Origin of the sequence: Lelliottia sp. 489 (genome assembly GCF_050435885.1) — a bacterium.
Lineage (GTDB): Bacteria > Pseudomonadota > Gammaproteobacteria > Enterobacterales > Enterobacteriaceae > Enterobacter > Enterobacter nimipressuralis.
The window spans coordinates 118,332-139,989 of record NZ_JBNDLC010000004.1; the positions used below are offsets into that span (position 1 = coordinate 118,332).

A 21,658-nucleotide genomic window follows, 5' to 3' on the forward strand; every position below is an offset into this window, starting at 1 on the left:
ATTAACGTACCTTCAGCGTCGCCAGGCCAATCAGGACCAGCATCAGCGAAATAATCCAGAAGCGCACAATCACGCGCGGTTCCGGCCAGCCTTTCAGTTCATAGTGGTGGTGAATCGGCGCCATACGGAAGATGCGCTGACCGCGCAGCTTGAAGGAGCCGACCTGCAAAATTACCGAGAGGGTTTCAACCACAAACACGCCGCCCATAATCACCAGCAGGAACTCCTGACGCAGCAGTACGGCGATAATGCCGAGCGCGCCGCCCAGGGCCAGCGAACCGACGTCGCCCATAAAAACCTGCGCCGGATAGGTGTTGAACCATAAGAAACCGAGGCCCGCGCCGACAATTGCCGTGCAGACAATCACCAACTCACCGGCGTGGCGCAGATAAGGAATGTGCAGGTAGCTGGCAAAGTTCATGTTACCGCTCGCCCATGCCACCAGCGCAAAACCACCGGCGACAAACACGGTTGGCATAATCGCCAGGCCATCGAGACCGTCGGTCAGGTTAACGGCGTTACCCGTTCCGACAATCACGAAGTAGGCCAGCAGGATGTAGAACAGGCCCAGCTGCGGCATCACATCTTTAAAGAACGGCACCACCAGCTCGGTCGCCGGCGTGTCTTTCCCTGCCAGATAGAGCGCAAACGCCACGCCGAGGGCAATGACCGACATCCAGAAGTATTTCCAGCGAGCAATCAGGCCTTTGGTGTCTTTGCGCACCACTTTGCGATAGTCATCGACAAAACCGATAATGCCGTAGCCGATAAGAACGGTCAGCACGCACCAGACGTAAGGGTTTGACGGATAAGCCCACAGCAGAACAGAAACGACAATAGCGGTGAGGATCATGATCCCACCCATAGTCGGCGTGCCGCGTTTGCTGAAGTGTGATTCCGGACCGTCGTTACGCACGACCTGGCCAAAGGAGAGTTTTTGCAGACGGGCGATCATGCGCGGGCCCATCCACAAAGAGATGAACAGCGCGGTCAGCAGGCTGACGATGGCGCGAAACGTCAGATAGGAAAAGACGTTAAAGCCTGAATAATATTTGACCAAATGTTCGGCCAGCCAAACTAACATGTTCCGTTCTCCTGTAATGCGTGCACGACCTCTTCCATGGCGGCACTACGTGAACCTTTCACTAAAACCGTCACAATTTGGTGTTCTTTAACAAGCGTTTTAAGGCGCTCAATCAGCGCTGTTTTTTCTGCGAAATGCTCACCGACACCGCTCGCCTGGCTAATTGCCTGGCTCAGCGTCCCTGCGCTCAACACCCGATCGATGCCAGACGCTTTCGCCGCTTCACCGACCTGGATGTGACAGGCTTCGCTCTCAACACCAAGCTCAGCCATGTCGCCCACCACCATCACGCGGTAGCCGGGCATTTCTGCCAACACCTGCACAGCGGCAGTCATGGAACCGACGTTAGCGTTGTAGGAGTCATCCAGCAGCAGTTTGTTTTCTGCGAGCTGAACCGGGAACAGACGCCCCGGCACCGCTTTCAGATTCGCAAGACCCGCTTTAATCGCCTCATGCGTGGCACCCACCGCCATCGACAGCGCGGCAGCCGCCAGTGCGTTGGCGATGTTGTGGCGTCCAGGCAGTGGCAGTAAAACGTCCACGCCACCTGTCGGGGTCTGCAGCGTAAATTCAGTCCCGTGAGAGGTCACGTGGATGTTGGTCGCGGTGAAATCGCTGTTGGCCGCATTTGGCGAGAAACGCCAGGTTTTGCGAGAACCAATCACGCTTTTCCAGTTCAGCCAGTCGTTGTTATCTGCATTCATAATGGCGATGCCGTCTTTCGGCAGACCGGTGTAGATCTCACCTTTGGCTTTTGCCACGCCTTCCAGCGAGCCGAAGCCTTCAAGATGTGCGGCGGCGAGGTTATTCACTAACGCCGCTTCAGGACGCGTCAGGCCGACGGTCCAGGCAATTTCGCCCTGGTGGTTGGCGCCTAATTCGATCACGGCGTAATCGTATTCTTTCGTCAGACGCAGGAGCGTCATCGGTACGCCGATATCATTGTTCAGATTGCCTGCGGTGTAGAGCGTGTTGCCGCACTGGCTCAGAATGGCCGCCGTCATCTCTTTTACGGAGGTTTTACCGGAAGAGCCGGTCAGTGCCACAACGCGTGCCGGAACCTGCTGACGCACCCAGGCAGCCAGCTCGCCAAACGCCAGACGGGTGTCTTTCACTACAATCTGCGGCAGGTCGATATCCAGCTTACGGCTGACCAGCAGCGCGCCGGCCCCGTTTTCTTTCGCCTGATCGGCAAAATCATGGGCGTCGAAGCGCTCGCCTTTCAGCGCCACAAACAGACAGCCCGCAGTGATTTTGCGGGTGTCGGTAGTTACGGCATCAATAGTCAGATCCTGGCCAAGTAGCTCGCCCTTGAGTAAAGAAGCGGCCTGGCTTAGCGTTAAGCTAATCATGCCACCACTCCCAGCAGGCGTGCCGCTGTGACGCGATCCGAGTAATCCAGCCGACGTGCGCCGACGATCTGATAATCTTCGTGGCCTTTACCGGCCAGCAGCACAACGTCGTTCTCTTTAGCCTGCATGATGGTATTCGTCACCGCTTCAGCACGGCCTTCCATCACACGTGCACGCCCGGCATCGAGCATACCCGCGAGAATATCGTTGATAATCGCGCGCGGCTCTTCGGTGCGCGGGTTGTCATCTGTTACCACCGGAATATCCGCGAACTGCTCGGCAATCGCCCCCATCAGTGGGCGCTTACCTTTGTCTCGATCGCCGCCACAGCCAAACACGCACCACAGTTTACCGGTGCAGTGCAGACGGGCCGCCTGCAGCGCTTTTTCCAGCGCATCCGGGGTGTGAGCGTAATCGACGACAACCGTGGGTTTGCCCGGTGCGCTAAACACTTCCATGCGGCCACAAACGGGTTGCAGACGCGCGGCGGTTTTCAGCAGATCGGCCAGCGGATAACCCAGCGCCAGCAGCGTCGCCAGCGCCAGCAGCAGATTGCTGACGTTAAACGCGCCCATCAGGCGGCTTTCGATTTCGCCTTCGCCCCAGGTGGAGTCAAAGCGAATCGTTGCGCCGCTATCGTGATACTTCACGTCCGTCGCTTTCAGCCAGCGGCCATGACAGTTCGGATTAATGTGGTCTTCCATCGACACAGCCACCGCATCCGGCAGCTTAGCCAGCCAGCGGCGGCCCACTTCATCGTCAGCGTTAACAATTGCCTGACCGCAGTGGTGCGTGGAATAAAGCAGCCATTTCGCGGCTTCGTAGCTTTCCATGTCGCCGTGATAATCAAGGTGATCGCGGCTCAGGTTGGTAAAGACCGATGCCGCAAATTTCAGGGCGGCCACGCGGTGCTGGACCAGACCGTGAGAAGAGACTTCCATCGCAGCGAAGGTCGCGCCCTGCCCTGCCAGACCGGCAAGCACATGCTGCACGTCTACCGCAGAACCGGTGGTGTTTTCCGTCGGGTTCACTTTTCCCAACAGACCGTTGCCGACGGTACCCATCACTGCACTGGTTTCACCCAGCAGCTCGGCCCACTGCGCCATCAGCTGCGTGGTGGTGGTTTTACCGTTGGTGCCCGTGACGCCAACCAGACGCAGCCGATCGGACGGCTCATCATAAAAACGTCCTGCAAGGGCCGAGAGACGCTCGTTTAACTGGCTGAGATAGATGACCGGTACGCCGTGCATTTCACGGACTTCGCCGTCGGTTGCCTCATCTTTTGCCTCAGCAATAATGGCAGCTACACCTTGCGCTATCGCCTGCGGGATATACCGACGCCCGTCCGCCTGATGACCGACTACTGCTACAAAAAGATCGCCCGACGCAGCCATACGGCTGTCGAGTACCATCTCCCGCAGTTCTCGCGCGGGCAGCGTTTGCACCCACGGAGCAAGAAGGTCGCGCAAATTACGATCTGCCACCTGTTCCCTCGCCTTGATTAGTTACAAATTCATTTTTATCGCCCGTGGCCAGCGCATCAGGCTCGATGTTCATGGTGCGTAACACACCGCCCATGATGGCACCGAACACTGGCGCGGAGACGGCGCCGCCGTAGTATTTACCCGCCTGTGGATCGTTAATGACGACCACCAGCGCAAAACGCGGATTGCTGGCAGGCGCGACGCCTGCGGTGTAAGCAATGTATTTGTTGATGTAGCGGCCGTCCGGCCCCACTTTTTTCGCGGTACCGGTTTTAATCGCGATGCGATAGCCTTTGATGGCGGCTTTTACGCCACCGCCGCCTGGCAGGGCGACGCTCTCCATCATGTGCACGACGGTACGCACGGTGGCTTCCGGGAAGATACGCTCGCCGGGAACCGGTGGATCAACTTTGGTAATCGACAGCGGGCGATAGACCCCGTAGCTGCCAATCGTTGCGTAGACTCGCGCTAACTGTAACGGCGTTACCATTAGCCCGTAGCCGAAAGAGAAGGTGGCCCTCTCTATGTCAGACCACCGTTGTTTTTGAGGATATAAGCCACTGCGTTCTCCGACCAACCCCAAATTGGTCGCCTTTCCTAGCCCAAAACGTGAGTAAGTCTCTACTAACGCTGAGGACGGCATCGCTAACGCCAGCTTTGAAACACCGACGTTACTCGACTTCTGCAAAACCCCGGTCAGGGTCAATTCGCTGTAACGCGCCACGTCTTTGATTTCGTGACCGTTAATTCGGTAAGGGATCGTATTCAGAACGGTATTTTCGTTGACGATGCCACGCTGAAGCGCAGTCATCACCACCATCGGTTTGACGGTCGAACCAGGCTCGAAGACGTCAGTGATGGTACGGTTACGCATCACATCTTTTTGCGTCCCCGTCAGGTTATTTGGGTTATAGGACGGGCTATTGGCCATCGCCAGCACTTCACCGGTGCTGACATCCACCAGCACAGCGCTGCCGGATTCGGCTTTGTTGAACGCCACGGCGTTGTTCAGCTCGCGGTAAACCAGCGCCTGCAGACGTTCATCGATACTCAGGGCCAGGTTGTGCGCGGCCTGGCTGTCGGTTGAGGAGATATCCTCAATCACGCGGCCATAGCGGTCTTTACGCACCACGCGCTCACCCGGCTGACCCGTCAGCCATTTATCAAAGCTCTTTTCGACCCCTTCGATCCCCTGGCTATCAACGTTGGTGAAGCCAATGAGGTGAGCGGTCACTTCTCCTGACGGGTAATAACGGCGTGATTCTTCACGCAGATGGATGCCCGGCAGTTTCAGTTTCTTGATGTAATCGGCCATATCAGGGTTCACCTGACGCGCCAGATAGATAAAGCGCCCTTTAGGGTTTGCGTTAACGCGGGCCGCCATCTGATCGAGCGGCATTTTCAACGCATCGGCCAGCGCCTTCCAGCGGTTATCGAGGGTCACGCCCCCGGCGTCATGCAGCTCTTTCGGATCGGCCCAGATCGCTTTCACCGGCACACTCACCGCCAGCGGGCGACCGGAACGGTCAGTGATCAGCCCGCGCGAAGTGGAGACCTCCTGCACGCGTAGGGATCGCATGTCGCCCTGACGCACCAGCATGTCCGGTGCAATAATTTGCAACCACGCCGCACGGCCCAGCAGGAACACCAGCGCCAGTAAAATACAGCCACAAAGCAACGCAAAACGCCAACTCACAAAGTTGGCCTGTTCTTCCTGACGTTTCGGTTTTTGCGTTTTCGCCGCTGCTCTCATGCGTCGCGTGTTCCCTTATTTTTGTACTACGATATTTTCCTGCGAAGGATCAACATGCTGCAGCTGCAGCTTTTCCGTTGCGATCCGTTCAACCCGGCTGTGATCGCCGAGCGCGTTTTCTTCAAGAATCAGGTTTCGCCATTCGATATCCAGCGCATCGCGTTCCAGCACCATCTGCTCGCGTTGCGCGGTCAATAAACGGGTATGGTGCGCGGTGGTCACCACCGTCACAGCCGTCACAATGATGCAAATGAACAGGCAGAGTGGCAGCTTCCCAAACCGCAAGAGATCGTCGCCGATCACGCCAGGCAAGGCATGGCGCTCGTTGCTTCCTAACGATCCTTTAACCTTGCTTAAGGTCTCTGTCACTCTGCTGATCATGCGTTCGTCCTCTCTGCAATGCGCAGCACTGAACTACGGGCACGTGGATTCTCTGCCACCTCTTCTTCGCCCGGCATCAACTTGCCTACTACTCGCAACTGACGGCCACCCAGCTTCCTGAGTTGCTCTTCCGTCATCGGCAGTCCAGCGGGCACCTGAGGACCGCGGCTTTGTTCACGCATAAAGCGCTTCACAATACGGTCTTCCAGCGAGTGGAAGCTGATGATGGATAGCCGCCCACCTGGGGCCAGCACGCCGAGCGAGCTTTTTAGCGCCTGCTCTATCTCCTCCAGTTCACTGTTTACCCAGATGCGCACCGCCTGGAAGGTGCGGGTCGCGGGATGTTTGAATTTGTCTTTGACCGGCGTTGCCGCGGTCACAACTTCTGCCAGCTCTTTGGTACGCGTCATCGGCTCGATGCGGTTACGCTCCACGATGCCGCGCGCGATACGCTTGCCGAAACGCTCTTCGCCGAAGGTTTTGATCACCCAGGCGATGTCAGCTTCGTCAGCCGTTTGCAGCCATTCTGCCGCAGACTGACCGCGAGTCGGGTCCATACGCATATCCAGCGGCCCGTCACGCATAAAGGAAAAACCGCGTTCTGCATCATCAAGCTGTGGTGAAGAGACGCCAAGATCAAGAAGAATACCGTCGATCTTGCCCGTCAGGCCGCGCTCGGCGACATAGTCCGCCAGCGCAGAGAAAGGTCCATGGACGATGGAAAAGCGTGGATCATCGATGGTCTTCGCCACGGCAATTGCCTGCGGATCGCGATCGATTGCCAGTAAGCGGCCTTCCGCTCCCAATTGGGAGAGGATCAGACGCGAGTGACCACCGCGACCAAAGGTTCCATCGATATAGATGCCATCAGGACGAATATTCAGGCCGTTAACAGCCTCATCCAGTAGCACCGTTGTATGTTTATAATTTTCCATCATATTTATAGAGACAAGTCCTGCAATCGATCCGACAACACTGCGGAATCAGACTGCTCAGCGTCGATATCTTCCTTGACCTGTTGATACCAGGTCGTTTCATCCCACAGTTCAAACTTGTTGAACTGCCCGACCAGCATCACTTCTTTTGTCAGACCCGCATGCTGGCGCAACACAGGCGCTATCAATAATCGCCCTGCGTTATCCATCTGACATTCACTGGCATGTCCCAATAACAACCGCTGTACGCGGCGTTCCTGCGGATTCATGCTCGACAGTCGCGACAGCTTTTGCTCAATAATTTCCCATTCGGGCAAGGTGTAAAGCAGCAGGCAGGGGTGGTTGATGTCAATGGTGCAAACCATTTGACCAGACGCGTTTTCGATCAGCTGATCGCGATATCGGGTTGGTACCGATAAACGCCCTTTGCTGTCGAGATTGACCAACGCCGCCCCACGGAACATGCCAGCCTCACCCCTTATCACCACTTTAACCCACAAATTCCCACATAAAGGAGTTTACGGAGCGAAGGAAAAGCTTGTCAAGCCAGGACTACCGCGATACAGGACGGAAAGCCCCCTATTTACGGACATAACCCAACTTGATTAATTACTGCACAACTGGCGAGGCAAAATTAACGTCATGAATATTTGTAAGAAAAAAAACAGATATGCATTCGAATGTTAAAAATCACTCCATACCACCACAGGCAAATATAAAGTGTCAGTTTGCGACGCGGGCGGCATTTTAAGACATTACGCACGGGGATAACAGCGCCAGATTCACCGGAGAAGCGTGAATACACAAGACCTGGCACGCAGGTGGGCATCAAAGAAGAAAAAATGGCTGATAATTCAGCATGAGAGGAGGCTTTGTAACAAAACAATACAAAAAAGAGTGCTTACTGTTGCCGAAATAACCTTAAAAAGGCTCCGATGAAAGCAATATGAATTAATAAGAATAGCAGGCTATGGATCTTAGAGAATTATCCTAATTTTAGTCCGGATATTATTTGCCGTGATAATGAGAAACAATCAGGGCAGTTGACCTGCCCTAAAATGATAATTAACGACGATTCAATACACCGCGTCGATAGAGATTACGTTTGATACGCGTTAGCCCCGGTTTTGGCTTGCGCGGTTCATCCAGACTCGCCAGAACAATCTCCAGTACGCGCTCAGCCACGTCACGATGACGCTGGGCTACGGCCAGCACCGGACACTGCAGGAAATCGAGCAGTTCGTTATCCCCAAATGTCGCAATAGCCAGCTCAGAAGGGAGTTTCCCTTCGCGGCGTAGCGTCACGTCCATCACGCCCTGTAACAGCGCGAAAGAGGTGGTGAACAGCGCCTGCGGCATCGGGTGCGTCTCCAGCCATTTCTCAAACAGCTGCGCCGCGGCTTCGCGCTCGTAGCTGTTAGCGTAGAGGTAGTGCACTTCACGCGGATCGTCTTTCCAGGCAGTACGGAACCCCTGCTCTCGCAGGAAGCTGACGGACAGCTCCGGCAGCGCGCCAAGGTAGAGCACGGTTTCTGCCGGGAAGGTACGCAGCTCGGCGGCCAGCATCTCGGCATCATCCTGATCGGCGCCCACGACGCTGGTGAAGTGCTCGCGATCCAGCGCACGATCCAGCGCGACGATCGGGAACGAGCCATTCGCCCAGCGTTGATAGAAAGGGTGCTCTGGTGGCAGAGAGGTGGAAACAATGATCGCGTCGACCTGGCGCTGAAGCAGATGCTCAATGCAGCGCATCTCGTTATCGGGCTGATCTTCCGAGCAGGCGATCAGCAGCTGATAGCCGCGCTGGCGCGCCTGACGTTCGAGATAGTTCGCAATACGGGTGTAGCTGGTGTTTTCCAGATCCGGAATAACCAGACCAATAGATCGGGTGCGCCCGGCACGTAGCCCGGCCGCAACAGCATTCGGATGGTAGTTATGCTCACGAACCACCGCCATGACTTTTTCAACGGTTTTGTCGCTAACACGGTACTGCTTTGCTTTACCGTTAATCACATAGCTCGCCGTAGTTCGTGACACGCCGGCTAGCCGGGCGATTTCATCCAGTTTCACAATTGCCCCTTAAACGAAATAAAAGAGTCCATGGCCTTGTCAGGTTTATGGTTATATCTTTTAACATCTAAACGCAGAATAGAAGTTGCGGCAACCGCTTTTCTCTCCCTTAGGGTCCGTTTAGGCAAAAAAAAACCCGGCTTTGCAGACCGGGTCGAAAGAGGCGAACTTTTTTGACGACTAACGCATAATTTTATCGCCGCGAGACAAGCCCACGACACCCGAGCGCGCCACCTCAACAATTTTGGCGACATCACGCACGGAGGCCAGAAACGCATCGAGTTTATCGCTGGTTCCGGCAAGCTGAACAGTATAGATAGAAGGCGTTACGTCGATGATCTGCCCACGGAAGATATCCGCGTTGCGTTTGACCTCTTCGCGTCCATATCCGCTGGCCTGAATTTTGACCAACATCACTTCGCGCTCAACGTACGCCCCCTGCCCTAATTCACTCACTCGCAGCACATCCACTAATTTATGCAGCTGCTTTTCAATTTGCTCAAGGACTTTCGCATCACCCACGGTCTGAATAGTCATCCGCGACAGCGTCGGATCGTCCGTCGGTGCCACGGTCAGGCTTTCAATGTTGTAACCGCGCTGGGCGAAAAGCCCAATGACGCGCGATAACGCGCCCGATTCGTTTTCCAGAAGAACAGATAATATCCGGCGCATCAGGTTCTCTCCGTTTTGCTCAACCACATTTCATCCATACCGCCCCCGCGAATATGCATCGGGTAGACGTGCTCCGTCCCATCGACGATCACATCCACAAAGACCAGGCGGTTGTTCCTGACGTGCTCCAGCGCTTCGCCGAGCTTCGCTTCCAGTTCATTCGGATCGCTGACACGCATGCCGACGTGGCCATAGGCCTCCGCCACGCGCACAAAGTCCGGCAGCGATTTCATGTACGACTGGGAGTGACGACCGGAATAGATCATGTCCTGCCACTGCTTCACCATGCCCAGGTAGCCGTTATTCAGATTCAGGACCAGCACCGGGAGATCGTACTGCAACGCGGTAGAAAGCTCCTGAATGTTCATCTGGATACTGCCATCGCCGGTCACGCACACGACGATCTCATCCGGGAGCGCCAGTTTGACGCCCAATGCAGCAGGCAGACCAAACCCCATGGTGCCCAGACCGCCGGAGTTAATCCAGTGGCGCGGTTTATCAAACGGGTAGTAGAGGGCGGCAAACATCTGATGCTGGCCCACATCCGAGGTGACGTAGGCATCCCCTTTTGTCAGTCGCCATATCGTTTCGATCACCGCCTGCGGCTTAATGTGTTCGCTTTGCGTGTCATATTTCAGACATTGACGTCCGCGCCACTGCTCAATCTGCTGCCACCAGTCGCGAATATCATCCAGCGGCTGCACGGCAGGCTCTTGCGCCAGCAGATCCAGCATCTGTTCCAGCACCTGCAGCGCATCGCCGACAATCGGCACATCGGCAGGAACCGTTTTGGAAATAGAGGTCGGGTCGATATCAATGTGCAGCACCGTCGCATTCGGACAGTACTTCGCCAGATTGTTGGTGGTGCGATCGTCAAAGCGCACGCCGACGGCAAAAATCACATCGGAGTTGTGCATGGTCATATTGGCTTCATAGGTGCCATGCATACCCAACATACCCAGCGCCTGACGATGTGTGGCCGGAAAAGCACCCAGCCCCATCAACGATGAAGCCACAGGCAAGTTTAATTTTTCGATTAATTCGCGCAGCTGCGTGTGACAGTGGGCATTCACAGCACCACCGCCGACATAGACCACCGGTTTTTTCGCCGCAATCAGCGTTTGCAGCGCGCGTTTGATTTGGCCTTTATGCCCCTGGGTCGTTGGATTATAGGAGCGCATGCTCACGGAATCGGGCCAGACGTAAGGCAGTTTATTGGCCGGATTCAAAATATCTTTTGGTAGATCGACCACCACCGGACCAGGACGCCCGCTGGCCGCCAGCCAGAAGGCTTTTTTCAGCACCCCTGGAATGTCTTCCGTTTGTTTGACCAGGAAGCTGTGCTTCACCACCGGGCGGGAGATCCCCACCATGTCGCACTCCTGAAAGGCGTCGTAACCAATCAGCGAAGTGGCAACCTGTCCGGATAAAATGACCAGTGGGATGGAATCCATGTAGGCGGTGGCAATGCCGGTAATGGCGTTGGTTGCCCCAGGCCCTGAGGTGACGAGCACCACGCCCACCTCTCCGGTGGCACGTGCCAGACCATCAGCCATATGCACAGCGGCTTGCTCATGACGCACCAGCACATGATCGATACCGCCGACGGTGTGTAACGCATCGTAAATATCGAGGACCGCGCCTCCGGGATAACCGAATACTTGCTTGACGCCCTGATCGATAAGTGACCGGACGACCATTTCGGCGCCAGACAACATCTCCATGGTTTGCCTCCAGGCTTCTTGTTATAGACGAACAGAGGAATTCATTTCCTCGCCGTCTTGCTTTCCAGGGTTTCCCCTGTCTTTCATTTTTGCAGAGTGACCTTCACCTTAACCGCTCCCCATGAGGCAGGCAATCAGCAAACGGAGGCACGAAAAGAGGCGTAAAAGCAGAATGCACAGGCATTATGACAAGATATGGTGAATTCCACTGGAATACACTTTTGTGATGATGGTTCATCGCTTAAATAGGCGGGGAATCAGTAATTCATCTATTTTTGCATGGAAAAAAGCGAAAGGAAAAATTCAATTCAGAATAAAATACTACGCATTAAAAAAATAACAGGATAAACCGGATGCATTGCACCGATTTATCCTGATGTGGATTAGCGCCGACAAACACTGACTAACAGCTCTTCCATCCACTGATGGCCTTTATCTCGCCCGGCCGCTTCGTGCCACGAAAGATAACACGTTCGGCTATTGAGCTTCAGCGGCAGCGATAATATTTGCAGATTAAGCTGGGCAGAGAATTCTTCCGCCAGCCAGCGCGGAGCAATAGCAACAAGTTGAGTCTGCGAAACAATATTTAATACGCTCACCATGGCCATCCCCTGATACGCCACGCAGGCTTGTTTATCCGGTGTGTCATACCACGGCTGGCTAAATGACGCATATCTGTCGAGTGCCACAACCGCGTGCTGCTCATTATAAACATCATTTTCCAGTAATGGCCCGTTGATGCGCGGGTGAGATTTACTGGCGACTAACACCATTTCATCGTTAAACAGCGGTACACAAGAAAACTCCGGACGGCGAAACTCTTCGTAACCCAGAACAAATTCCGTTTCCTGATAACGTAACTGATGTTCAGTATTGTGGTTTAAGGAGGACTTAAATATAAGATGAATATTTGGGGCTATTTCTTCCACTTTATTATAGATAACGGAGGTCAGATAATTATCCAGCGGACTGCACACGCAGAGATGAAAAACACGCTCGCTGCTTAAAGGTTCGAAACCGGACCCCGGCAGCTCATTCTGCACCAGTTGCAACGCCTGGCGAACAGACGCAAAAAGCTGATAAGCCCTTGCCGTAGGCTGGATGCCACGGCCATATCGCACGAATAGCTCGTCGTTAAACATTATCTTCAGCCTGGCGACGGCATTACTCACTGCAGGCTGGGACATTCCCAACGCCTGTGCGGCTCTGGTAATATTTTGTTCCTGCATAACAGCATCAAAAACGGTTAATAAGTTAAGATCCACCGTACGTAGCTGAGGCCTGTTTGCTTCAATGGCGTGAGGCCGTTCATTTGTTTTTTCTAACATATCTAACTCCACTGTCACGCTAAACTCCCTTTGACTTGGCGCAATAATAACTTTTAAAAATATTATTTATCATGCAGATAAAACCAGACAAAGAGAAAAGTTTAAAATTCGGAATATATAAACACTCACGCCAAATAACAGGTGCAGGTATACACAAGCTCAAGCGTTAAAAATTTAAAAGTAATAACTAAAACATTAGGAATGGAATGAAACCATAAATCCAATGAATAAACAACAAGCCTACAGGTAAACAATTATTTAAGTTTTCTTAAACTAATCCATCCTATCAACGATTGTCCGTTAACATGTCATTATCATTGCTTGATCTTCATTCACCATTACCGCAACCAGACAGAATCCAACCTAATGATTTCAATGGATTTAATAACCACGCCCTTTAAATTTCAGAAAATAATTAATTGAAACCAATTATATTAAATTTATTCCGGAAACGGTTTTAAAGTCCAAAATTAGACAATTTAAATAACGCCCTTGGGAAAACCTAGCACAATACGCTAAAGAACCAGGACCACAGGTATCATGGATCGCGGGCGTTTTTCGCCGCAGGGGTTGACTTGATTCCGCATATCCAGTACCACTAAAAGCATAACGCATTCATCTGGAGCCTGATTCATGATTCGTACCGTTCGTTTCCTCAGCCTACTACTACTAAACGCATCCACTGTGCGCGGTAGGCTGGCGGGCGAAATTCAACGTTGAATCGTCTCCGGTAAACAAAAAACCCGCGCCATTGCGCGGGTTTTTTTATGCTCGTAGCAAGGCGCCCCAGGACAGACAAGGACCAAACCCATGAGCCAGCAAGTCGTTATTTTCGATACAACTTTACGTGACGGTGAACAGGCGTTACAGGCAAGCCTGAGTGTGAAAGAGAAACTGCAGATTGCGCTGGCCCTGGAACGTATGGGTGTCGACGTAATGGAAGTGGGCTTCCCGGTCTCTTCACCGGGTGATTTTGAATCCGTCCAGACCATTGCGCGCACCATCAAAAACAGCCGCGTGTGTGGTCTGGCCCGCTGTGTCGAGAAAGATATCGACGTGGCCGCCGAATCCTTGAAAGTGGCTGAAGCCTTCCGAATTCACACCTTTATCGCCACCTCCCCGATGCACATCGCAACCAAACTGCGTAGCACCCTGGATGAAGTGATCGAACGCGCGGTATACATGGTGAAACGCGCCCGTAACTACACTGACGACGTCGAATTCTCCTGTGAAGATGCTGGCCGCACGCCGATTGCCGATCTGGCCCGCGTAGTAGAAGCCGCGATTAACGCGGGTGCCACTACTATCAACATCCCGGACACCGTCGGCTACACCATGCCGTTCGAGTTCTCCAACATCATCACCGGGCTGTATGAACACGTGCCAAACATTGATAAAGCCATTATTTCTGTCCATACCCACGACGATTTGGGCCTGGCCGTGGGCAACGCCATTGCCGCAGTCCACGCCGGGGCTCGCCAGGTGGAAGGCGCCATGAACGGCATCGGCGAACGTGCCGGTAACTGTTCACTGGAAGAGGTGATCATGGCGATCAAAGTGCGCAAAGACATCATGAATGTGCAGACCCGCATTAATCACAACGAAATCTGGCGCACCAGCCAGACCGTCAGCCAGATTTGCAACATGCCTATCCCGGCGAACAAAGCGATTGTCGGCACCGGCGCCTTCGCCCACTCCTCCGGTATTCATCAGGACGGTGTGCTGAAGAACCGCGAAAACTACGAAATCATGACCCCGGAATCCATCGGTCTGAATCAGGTGCAGTTGAATCTCACCTCCCGCTCTGGCCGTGCGGCGGTGAAACACCGCATGGAAGAGATGGGTTACAAGGAAAGCGACTACAACATGGATCACCTGTACGACGCGTTCCTGAAACTGGCCGATAAAAAAGGCCAGGTCTTTGACTACGACCTGGAAGCATTAGCCTTCATTAATAAACAGCAGGAAGAGCCAGAGCACTTCCGTCTGGACTACTTCAGCGTGCAGTCCGGCTCCAGCGATATCGCGACCGCCTCGGTCAAACTGGCCTGCGGCGATGAAGTTAAAGCCGAAGCCGCCAACGGTAACGGCCCGGTAGATGCGATTTATCAGGCGATCAACCGCATCACCGACTACAACATCGAGCTGGTCAAATACGATTTGAGCGCCAAAGGTCACGGCAAAGATGCGCTGGGTCAGGTCGATATTGTTGTCACTTATAACGGCCGTCGTTTCCACGGCGTTGGCCTGGCGACAGATATCGTCGAATCCTCAGCCAAAGCCATGGTGCACGTCCTGAACAACATCTGGCGCGCCGCAGAAGTCGAGAAAGAGTTACAACGCAAAGCTCAGAATAAAGAGAACAATAAGGAAACCGTGTAATGTCGAAGAATTACCATATTGCTGTGTTGCCGGGCGATGGCATTGGCCCGGAAGTGATGACACAAGCCCTGAAAGTCCTGGAAGCAATCCGCGCCCGTTTCGCGATGAAAATCACCACCAGCCACTACGATGTGGGCGGTATTGCGATTGATAACCACGGCACACCACTGCCGAAAGCCACCGTTGAAGGCTGCGAAAACGCCGATGCGGTCCTGTTTGGCTCCGTCGGCGGCCCGAAATGGGAACATCTGCCACCCGCAGAGCAACCTGAGCGCGGCGCGCTGCTGCCGCTGCGTAAGCATTTCAAACTGTTCAGCAACCTGCGTCCGGCGAAGCTGTATCAGGGGCTGGAAGAGTTTTGCCCGCTGCGTGCCGATATTGCCGCCAACGGCTTCGACATTCTGTGCGTGCGTGAATTAACCGGCGGGATCTACTTCGGCCAGCCGAAGGGCCGCGAAGGCAGCGGTCAACACGAGAAAGCATTCGATACCGAGGTTTATCACCGTTTTGAAATCGAACGTATTGCCCGCATCGCTTTCGAATCTGCGCGCAAACGTCGTCACAAAGTGACCTCTATTGATAAAGCCAACGTCCTGCAATCCTCGATTCTGTGGCGCGAAATCGTCAACGAAATCGCCAAAGAGTACCCGGACGTTGAGCTGGCGCACATGTACATCGACAACGCCACCATGCAGCTGATCAAAGACCCGTCGCAGTTCGACGTGCTGCTGTGTTCCAACCTGTTCGGCGATATTTTGTCCGATGAATGCGCGATGATCACCGGCTCCATGGGCATGCTGCCCTCCGCCAGCCTGAACGAAGAGGGCTTTGGCCTGTACGAGCCTGCGGGCGGTTCCGCGCCGGATATCGCCGGTAAAAATATCGCTAACCCGATTGCACAGATCCTCTCCCTGGCCCTGCTGCTGCGCTACAGCCTGGACGCGAACGACGCGGCCGATGCAATCGAAAGCGCCATTAACCGCGCATTAGAAGAAGGTATCCGCACGGGCGATTTAGCGCGCGGCGCGGCGGCCGTCAGTACCGATGAAATGGGCGATATCATTGCCCGCTATGTCGCTGAAGGGGTGTAATCATGGCGAAGACGTTATACGAAAAATTGTTTGATGCGCACGTAGTCTACTCGGCACCAAACGAAACCCCGCTGCTGTACATTGACCGTCATCTGGTGCACGAAGTGACGTCACCGCAGGCCTTTGACGGTCTGCGCGCGCACAATCGTCCCGTTCGCCAGCCGGGTAAAACCTTCGCCACGATGGATCACAACGTGTCGACTCAGACCAAAGACATCAACGCGTCGGGCGAGATGGCGCGTATCCAGATGCAGGAGCTGATTAAGAACTGCAACGCCTTCGGCGTTGAGCTGTACGATTTGAACCACCCGTATCAGGGCATCGTCCACGTAATGGGTCCTGAGCAGGGCATCACCCTGCCGGGAATGACCATCGTCTGCGGCGACTCCCACACCGCCACGCATGGCGCGTTCGGTGCGCTGGCGTTTGGTATAGGAACCTCCGAAGTCGAGCACGTTCTGGCGACGCAAACCTTGAAACAGGGCCGCGCGAAAACCATGAAAATCGAAGTTAACGGTCAGGCGGCAGCAGGTATCACCGCGAAAGACATCGTGCTGGCGATTATCGGTAAAACCGGCAGCGCAGGCGGAACCGGTCACGTGGTGGAGTTTTGCGGCGATGCTATCCGTGCATTGAGCATGGAAGGCCGTATGACCCTGTGCAACATGGCGATCGAGATGGGTGCTAAAGCCGGTCTGGTCGCACCGGACGAGACCACGTTCAACTATGTGAAAGGCCGTCTGCACGCGCCGAAAGGCAAAGATTTTGACGAGGCGGTGGAATACTGGAAAACCCTGCAAACCGACGACGGCGCGACATTCGATACCGTTGTCACCCTGCAGGCAGAAGATATCGCACCGCAGGTCACCTGGGGCACCAACCCAGGCCAGGTGATTTCCGTTAACGACAACATTCCCGATCCGGCCTCGTTTGCCGATCCGGTGGAACGCGCAAGCGCCGAAAAAGCGCTGGCGTACATGGGCCTGAAACCGGGCATTCCGCTGACCGACGTGGCAATCGACAAAGTGTTTATCGGCTCCTGCACCAACTCTCGCATCGAAGATTTGCGTGCAGCAGCAGAAATTGCCAAAGGCCGTAAAGTCGCGCCCGGCGTGCAGGCGCTGGTCGTGCCAGGCTCTGGCCCGGTAAAAGCCCAGGCTGAAGCTGAAGGGCTGGACAAGATCTTTATCGAAGCCGGTTTTGAGTGGCGCTTACCGGGCTGCTCCATGTGTCTGGCCATGAACAACGACCGTCTGAACCCGGGCGAGCGCTGCGCCTCCACCAGCAACCGTAACTTTGAAGGCCGTCAGGGCCGCGGTGGACGTACCCATCTGGTCAGCCCGGCAATGGCAGCGGCTGCCGCAGTGACCGGCCATTTTGCTGATATTCGTGGTTTGAAATAAGGAGACAATCATGGCAGAGAAATTTACCCAACATACGGGTCTGGTTGTCCCGCTGGATGCGGCTAACGTTGATACGGACGCCATCATTCCCAAGCAGTTCTTACAGAAAGTGACCCGCACAGGCTTTGGCGCGCACCTGTTCAACGACTGGCGTTTTCTCGACGATCAGGGCCAGCAGCCGAATCCCGAGTTCGTTCTGAACTTCCCGGAATTTAAAGGCGCATCGATCCTGTTAGCCCGCGAAAACTTTGGCTGTGGCTCATCCCGCGAACACGCCCCGTGGGCGCTGACGGACTACGGTTTTAAAGTGGTGATCGCCCCGAGCTTTGCCGACATCTTTTACGGCAACAGCTTCAACAACCAGCTGCTGCCGGTGACGCTGACCGACGAACAGGTCGATGAGCTGTTCGCGCTGGTGAAGGCGAATCCGGGCATTTCGTTCGAAGTGGATCTGGAAGCGCAGGTGGTGAAAGCGGGTGACAAAACTTACAGCTTTAAAATCGACGACTTCCGCCGTCACTGCATGATCAACGGCCTCGACAGCATTGGTTTGACCCTGCAGCACGAAGCCTCCATTGCAGCCTACGAAAACAAACAACCGGCGTTTATGCGCTAACGAAAAAGGCCCGCGCAAGCGGGCCTTTTTGTTTAACTCTCTTTGACGCGAAGCGTCAGCGCCAGCGTCACCAGCGAGATCCCCGCAATCACCCAATACACGGCAAAGTGACCATAGCTTTGCGCCAGCGCCCCCTGAATCACCCCCGCCAGAATCACCCCGGTCGAAATACTGTTGGTGAATAACGTCGTGGCTGAGCCCGCCCGTCCGGGCATCAGATCCTGGAACCACAGCATCCCAATCCCGGCGACAATGCCGATAAAAATGGCGTTAAACAGCTGCAACGCCAGCAGCGCTTCGCGACTGTGAAACAGGATCAATCCCAGGTAAAACAGGACGCCAGCCGCCACCGCAACCACCATCATCCGACGTTTGCCAAAGCGCTTCACGTAGAAGCCCGCGAGGATCATCGCCGGGATTTCCAGCCCGGCGGCGGTGCCCATTAAGATCCCGGCGAGCTTATCCGGCAGCCCCAGATCGCTGCTGATCCACAGGGGCATATCGATGATATACATGGTGTTGCAGGTCCACATCAGCGTCGAGGCAATAAACAGCATGCGCACGTTTTTATTATGCCAGCCGCTCACCTGGGTGACGGGCGTATCCGCCGCCTGCTCCACCCGGGCGACCGACGGCAGCACAAAGGCGATCAGCGCCAGGCTGATGGCAAAAATCCCGGCCGCAATGGAGAACATCACCGTAAAACCGTAATTCAGCGCCAGCATAAAGGCCAGCGGCGGGCCGATCACCCACGCCAGGGAGAGCTGTGCACGCATCACCGAGCTGAACATCACCACTTCCCGCGCCGAGCTGTCCGCGTACTCACGGGCGAGCGCAAAAAGCTGCGGCATGGCGGTATTGGCAAGCGAGGCCAGCAGCACCCCGCAGGTGAGCAGCGTCAGATAGTGGCGGTTGAAGGCAAACAGCAGAGCGTTGCCGATGGCCATCGCGCAACAGAACAGAATTAATTTGCGGCGATCGCCCTGGCTGTCGGATCGTTTTGCCAGCCACAGGCTAACCAGGATCCCGGCAATGGCGTTGACCGTGTAAAACAGGCCCACCCAGAAAGGCTGTGCGCCCACCTCACGACTCAGGAACAGGCTCAGGGTCGGCGCCTGTAGCGCCCCCGCGACGCCCATCATAAAGGCCACCAGCATAAAAGCGGCATACACGCCGTTCAGGCGGCGGCCCATCGTCATCAACCAGAGCATGCGCAGTTCCTTGTCAAAGAGGAGCGAAATGGAGAGGCAGTGTAAACGAAAAAAGCCAGCAAAAACATTTTGCTGGCGGGTGATAAGCACCAATACTCAGTCACACATGGTCGAGGCGAGTCAGCGGTCAGAGGTCAATTTCGTAACGTCCCACTGCATCAGATCTTCAAGCATTTTCAGGCGCTGTTCTGCGCACTGGCGGGCCAGCCAGGACACTCCTTTTGTCGCTGAAAAGTAGTGCTGATAAAACTGACGTGCGGTTGACCTCTTCATATTTACCTCCTCACTTCAACAAGGAGGATTATTGGCTTAATATGAGGATTAATAAATTGCTGATTTTTTGTCAGGAGTTCCCCTTTTATGCCGTCTGGTCGTCTGCAACAACAATTTATCCGCCTCTGGCAGTGCTGCGAAGGCCAGTCAAAAGAGACCACGCTGAACGAGCTGGCGGAACTGCTGAACTGCTCGCGCCGCCACATGCGCACGCTGCTGAACACCATGCAGCAGCAGGGCTGGCTGAACTGGGAGGCGGAAGCAGGGCGCGGAAAGCGTTCGCGCTTAACCTTCCTGTATACCGGTCTGGCCTTACAACAGCAGCGCGCTGAAGACCTGCTGGAGCAGGACCGCATCGATCAGCTGGTGCAGCTGGTGGGCGATAAAGCCGCCGTCCGCCAGATGCTGGTCTCCCATCTGGGCCGCAGCTTCCGCCAGGGAAAGCACATCTTGCGCGTGCTCTACTACCGTCCGATGAAAAACCTGCTGCCGGGCACGGCGCTACGCCGCTCCGAAACGCACATGGCGCGACAAATCTTTAGCGGCCTGACGCGCATAAATGAGGAAAACGGGGAACTGGAAGCTGACATCGCGCACCACTGGCAGCAACTTTCTCCGCTGCACTGGCGCTTTTTTTTGCGTCCTGGCATCCATTTTCACCATGGCCGCGAGCTGGAGATGAACGATGTGATCGCTTCTCTGCAGCGCGCTCGCGGGCTGCCCCTCTACTCCCATATCGCACACATACACTCTCCCACCGCCTGGACGCTGGATATCGAGCTTTCCGAGCCTGACCAGTGGCTGCCGTGGCTGATGGGTTATGTCCCGTCGATGATTTTGCCTCATGAATGGGAGAGCATGCCCAGTTTCGCCAGCCAGCCCGTCGGCACCGGGCCTTACGCCGTGATGCGTAATAACAGTAACCAGTTGAAAATCCGCGCCTTCGATGACTACTTTGGCTACCGCGCGCTGATTGACGAGGTGAATGTCTGGGTGCTGCCGGACATCAGTGAAGAGTTCAGCCCCGGCCTGACGCTGGAAGGCCCGACCGAAGGCGAAAAAGCCGTCGAAAGTCGCCTCGAAGAGGGCTGCTACTATCTGCTGTTTGACGCCCGCACCCACCGGGGTGCCAGCAGCGAGGTGCGCCAGTGGATAAGCCAGATCCTCGCCCCCGCCAATCTGATCTATCAGGCGGAAGACCAGCACCAGACCTACTGGTTCCCGGCCTACGGGCTGCTGCCTCGCTGGCACCACGCCCGTCCTGGGCGCGGCGAAAAGCCCGCCGGGCTGGAAACCATTACCCTCACCTATTATCGCGAACACGTTGAGCACCGCTTTATTGCGCGCATTATGAGCAAACTGCTGGCCGCGGAAGGCGTGACGCTGGAAATTCAGGAGGTGGATTACGATGAATGGCATCGCGGCGAAGCGGTGAGCGATATCTGGCTCAACAGCGCGAACTTCACTCTGCCGCTCGATTTCTCGCTCTTCTCGCACCTGTATGAGATCCCGCTGATCCAGCACTGCATTGCCCACGACTGGCAGCAGGACGCCGCTCAGTGGCGCGCCGGAGAGATGAATCTGGCGGTCTGGTGCCAGCAGTTGCTGTCCCAGCAGGCGATGGTACCGCTGATCCACCACTGGCTGATGATTCAGGGACAGCGCAGTATGCGCGGCTTACGCATGAATACGCTCGGCTGGTTTGACTTTAAATCCGCCTGGTTTGCGCCACCGGAACCATAACACTTTCGTAATATTCACCAAATCATTACAATACCGCCGTTCTCAACGGGGTGCTGCATCGATGATGTGCGCTGAGATAATACCCGTCGAACCTGATCCGGATAACGCCGGCGAAGGGATTTGAGGCTGTCGCTCAAAATCCTTTGCCACTCAACT

The 21,658-nt window shown here is 55.0% G+C and carries 19 protein-coding genes and 1 riboswitch; of the genes, 6 read left to right on the forward strand and 13 right to left on the reverse strand.

The window, feature by feature from the left end:
- Position 1: 1 nt before the first annotated feature.
- From mraY to leuO, 11 genes are all read right to left on the reverse strand, one after another.
- On the reverse strand, positions 2-1,084 hold the full coding sequence (gene mraY / locus ABIE11_RS14250; RefSeq protein ID WP_095280770.1) for a phospho-N-acetylmuramoyl-pentapeptide-transferase: 1,083 nt from the start codon (positions 1,082-1,084) through the stop codon (positions 2-4).
- A complete protein-coding gene (gene murF / locus ABIE11_RS14255) occupies positions 1,078-2,436 on the reverse strand; it encodes a UDP-N-acetylmuramoyl-tripeptide--D-alanyl-D-alanine ligase (RefSeq protein ID WP_107702260.1) in 1,359 nt (452 codons plus the stop codon). Before murF ends, mraY begins: the two co-directional genes overlap by 7 nt.
- Positions 2,433-3,920, reverse strand: a complete 1,488-nt coding sequence (gene murE / locus ABIE11_RS14260; protein WP_100777627.1) for a UDP-N-acetylmuramoyl-L-alanyl-D-glutamate--2,6-diaminopimelate ligase — start codon at positions 3,918-3,920, stop codon at positions 2,433-2,435. Before murE ends, murF begins: the two co-directional genes overlap by 4 nt.
- Positions 3,907-5,673, reverse strand: coding sequence for a peptidoglycan glycosyltransferase FtsI (locus ABIE11_RS14265; RefSeq protein WP_100777628.1), 1,767 nt, complete (start codon positions 5,671-5,673; stop codon positions 3,907-3,909). Before ABIE11_RS14265 ends, murE begins: the two co-directional genes overlap by 14 nt.
- Before the next feature lie 15 nt (positions 5,674-5,688).
- Positions 5,689-6,054, reverse strand: a complete 366-nt coding sequence (gene ftsL, locus ABIE11_RS14270) for a cell division protein FtsL (RefSeq protein WP_014068894.1) — start codon at positions 6,052-6,054, stop codon at positions 5,689-5,691.
- Positions 6,051-6,992, reverse strand: a complete 942-nt coding sequence (rsmH, locus tag ABIE11_RS14275; RefSeq protein ID WP_100777629.1) for a 16S rRNA (cytosine(1402)-N(4))-methyltransferase RsmH — start codon at positions 6,990-6,992, stop codon at positions 6,051-6,053. The genes ftsL and rsmH overlap by 4 nt, the downstream gene beginning before the upstream one ends.
- A 2-nt stretch (positions 6,993-6,994) precedes the next feature.
- Positions 6,995-7,453, reverse strand: coding sequence for a division/cell wall cluster transcriptional repressor MraZ (gene mraZ / locus ABIE11_RS14280; RefSeq protein WP_107702261.1), 459 nt, complete (start codon positions 7,451-7,453; stop codon positions 6,995-6,997).
- 601 nt (positions 7,454-8,054) lie between these two features.
- Positions 8,055-9,059: a catabolite repressor/activator gene (cra, locus tag ABIE11_RS14285; protein ID WP_100777631.1), complete on the reverse strand. Its 1,005-nt coding sequence runs from the start codon at positions 9,057-9,059 to the stop codon at positions 8,055-8,057.
- Positions 9,060-9,239: 180 nt separating this feature from the next.
- Complete coding sequence (gene ilvN, locus ABIE11_RS14290) at positions 9,240-9,731, reverse strand: acetolactate synthase small subunit (RefSeq protein ID WP_100777632.1); 492 nt, start codon at positions 9,729-9,731, stop codon at positions 9,240-9,242.
- The gene (gene ilvI / locus ABIE11_RS14295; RefSeq protein WP_107702262.1) at positions 9,731-11,455 is read right to left on the reverse strand and encodes an acetolactate synthase 3 large subunit; all 1,725 of its coding nucleotides are present in this window, start codon (positions 11,453-11,455) and stop codon (positions 9,731-9,733) included. The genes ilvN and ilvI overlap by 1 nt, the downstream gene beginning before the upstream one ends.
- Before the next feature lie 383 nt (positions 11,456-11,838).
- A complete protein-coding gene (gene leuO / locus ABIE11_RS14300; RefSeq protein ID WP_102104592.1) occupies positions 11,839-12,783 on the reverse strand; it encodes a transcriptional regulator LeuO in 945 nt (314 codons plus the stop codon).
- Positions 12,784-13,416: 633 nt separating this feature from the next.
- Between leuO and leuL the strand changes: the two genes are divergently transcribed.
- The 5 genes from leuL (at position 13,417) to leuD (ending at position 18,275) form a co-directional block, all read left to right on the forward strand.
- A complete protein-coding gene (gene leuL / locus ABIE11_RS14305; RefSeq protein WP_100777635.1) occupies positions 13,417-13,503 on the forward strand; it encodes a leu operon leader peptide in 87 nt (28 codons plus the stop codon).
- 90 nt (positions 13,504-13,593) lie between these two features.
- Positions 13,594-15,165 carry a 2-isopropylmalate synthase gene (gene leuA, locus ABIE11_RS14310; RefSeq protein WP_100777636.1) on the forward strand — a complete coding sequence of 524 codons (1,572 nt, stop codon included), beginning with the start codon at positions 13,594-13,596 and terminating at the stop codon, positions 15,163-15,165.
- A complete protein-coding gene (gene leuB / locus ABIE11_RS14315; protein WP_100777637.1) occupies positions 15,165-16,256 on the forward strand; it encodes a 3-isopropylmalate dehydrogenase in 1,092 nt (363 codons plus the stop codon). The genes leuA and leuB overlap by 1 nt, the downstream gene beginning before the upstream one ends.
- Before the next feature lie 2 nt (positions 16,257-16,258).
- Positions 16,259-17,659: a 3-isopropylmalate dehydratase large subunit gene (leuC, locus tag ABIE11_RS14320; protein WP_107702263.1), complete on the forward strand. Its 1,401-nt coding sequence runs from the start codon at positions 16,259-16,261 to the stop codon at positions 17,657-17,659.
- 10 nt (positions 17,660-17,669) lie between these two features.
- Positions 17,670-18,275: a 3-isopropylmalate dehydratase small subunit gene (gene leuD, locus ABIE11_RS14325; RefSeq protein WP_102104590.1), complete on the forward strand. Its 606-nt coding sequence runs from the start codon at positions 17,670-17,672 to the stop codon at positions 18,273-18,275.
- Positions 18,276-18,307: 32 nt separating this feature from the next.
- Here leuD and ABIE11_RS14330 read toward each other — a convergent pair whose 3' ends face one another.
- Both ABIE11_RS14330 and sgrT read right to left on the reverse strand, forming a co-directional pair.
- Complete coding sequence (locus tag ABIE11_RS14330; RefSeq protein ID WP_102104589.1) at positions 18,308-19,486, reverse strand: sugar efflux transporter; 1,179 nt, start codon at positions 19,484-19,486, stop codon at positions 18,308-18,310.
- Positions 19,487-19,606: 120 nt separating this feature from the next.
- Complete coding sequence (gene sgrT, locus ABIE11_RS14335) at positions 19,607-19,759, reverse strand: glucose uptake inhibitor SgrT (protein ID WP_429184748.1); 153 nt, start codon at positions 19,757-19,759, stop codon at positions 19,607-19,609.
- 87 nt (positions 19,760-19,846) lie between these two features.
- Here sgrT and sgrR point away from each other — a divergent pair, with 87 nt between their 5' ends.
- On the forward strand, positions 19,847-21,502 hold the full coding sequence (sgrR, locus tag ABIE11_RS14340) for an HTH-type transcriptional regulator SgrR (RefSeq protein WP_429184749.1): 1,656 nt from the start codon (positions 19,847-19,849) through the stop codon (positions 21,500-21,502).
- A 36-nt stretch (positions 21,503-21,538) separates the two neighbouring features.
- Positions 21,539-21,639: riboswitch (TPP riboswitch) on the forward strand.
- Positions 21,640-21,658: the final 19 nt, after the last annotated feature.

What these genes read in the sequence shown, in the direction of transcription:
- mraY (WP_095280770.1), bottom strand. Translation starts at nt 1,084, where the DNA reads ATGTTAGTTTGGCTGGCCGAACATTTGGTCAAATATTATTCAGGCTTT.
- murF (WP_107702260.1), bottom strand. Translation starts at nt 2,436, where the DNA reads ATGATTAGCTTAACGCTAAGCCAGGCCGCTTCTTTACTCAAGGGCGAG.
- ABIE11_RS14265 (WP_100777628.1), bottom strand. Translation starts at nt 5,673, where the DNA reads ATGAGAGCAGCGGCGAAAACGCAAAAACCGAAACGTCAGGAAGAACAG.
- ftsL (WP_014068894.1), bottom strand. Translation starts at nt 6,054, where the DNA reads ATGATCAGCAGAGTGACAGAGACCTTAAGCAAGGTTAAAGGATCGTTA.
- rsmH (WP_100777629.1), bottom strand. Translation starts at nt 6,992, where the DNA reads ATGATGGAAAATTATAAACATACAACGGTGCTACTGGATGAGGCTGTT.
- mraZ (WP_107702261.1), bottom strand. Translation starts at nt 7,453, where the DNA reads ATGTTCCGTGGGGCGGCGTTGGTCAATCTCGACAGCAAAGGGCGTTTA.
- ilvN (WP_100777632.1), bottom strand. Translation starts at nt 9,731, where the DNA reads ATGCGCCGGATATTATCTGTTCTTCTGGAAAACGAATCGGGCGCGTTA.
- ilvI (WP_107702262.1), bottom strand. Translation starts at nt 11,455, where the DNA reads ATGGAGATGTTGTCTGGCGCCGAAATGGTCGTCCGGTCACTTATCGAT.
- leuO (WP_102104592.1), bottom strand. Translation starts at nt 12,783, where the DNA reads ATGTTAGAAAAAACAAATGAACGGCCTCACGCCATTGAAGCAAACAGG.
- leuL (WP_100777635.1), top strand. Translation starts at nt 13,417, where the DNA reads ATGATTCGTACCGTTCGTTTCCTCAGCCTACTACTACTAAACGCATCC.
- leuA (WP_100777636.1), top strand. Translation starts at nt 13,594, where the DNA reads ATGAGCCAGCAAGTCGTTATTTTCGATACAACTTTACGTGACGGTGAA.
- leuB (WP_100777637.1), top strand. Translation starts at nt 15,165, where the DNA reads ATGTCGAAGAATTACCATATTGCTGTGTTGCCGGGCGATGGCATTGGC.
- leuC (WP_107702263.1), top strand. Translation starts at nt 16,259, where the DNA reads ATGGCGAAGACGTTATACGAAAAATTGTTTGATGCGCACGTAGTCTAC.
- leuD (WP_102104590.1), top strand. Translation starts at nt 17,670, where the DNA reads ATGGCAGAGAAATTTACCCAACATACGGGTCTGGTTGTCCCGCTGGAT.
- ABIE11_RS14330 (WP_102104589.1), bottom strand. Translation starts at nt 19,486, where the DNA reads ATGCTCTGGTTGATGACGATGGGCCGCCGCCTGAACGGCGTGTATGCC.
- sgrT (WP_429184748.1), bottom strand. Translation starts at nt 19,759, where the DNA reads ATGAAGAGGTCAACCGCACGTCAGTTTTATCAGCACTACTTTTCAGCG.
- sgrR (WP_429184749.1), top strand. Translation starts at nt 19,847, where the DNA reads ATGCCGTCTGGTCGTCTGCAACAACAATTTATCCGCCTCTGGCAGTGC.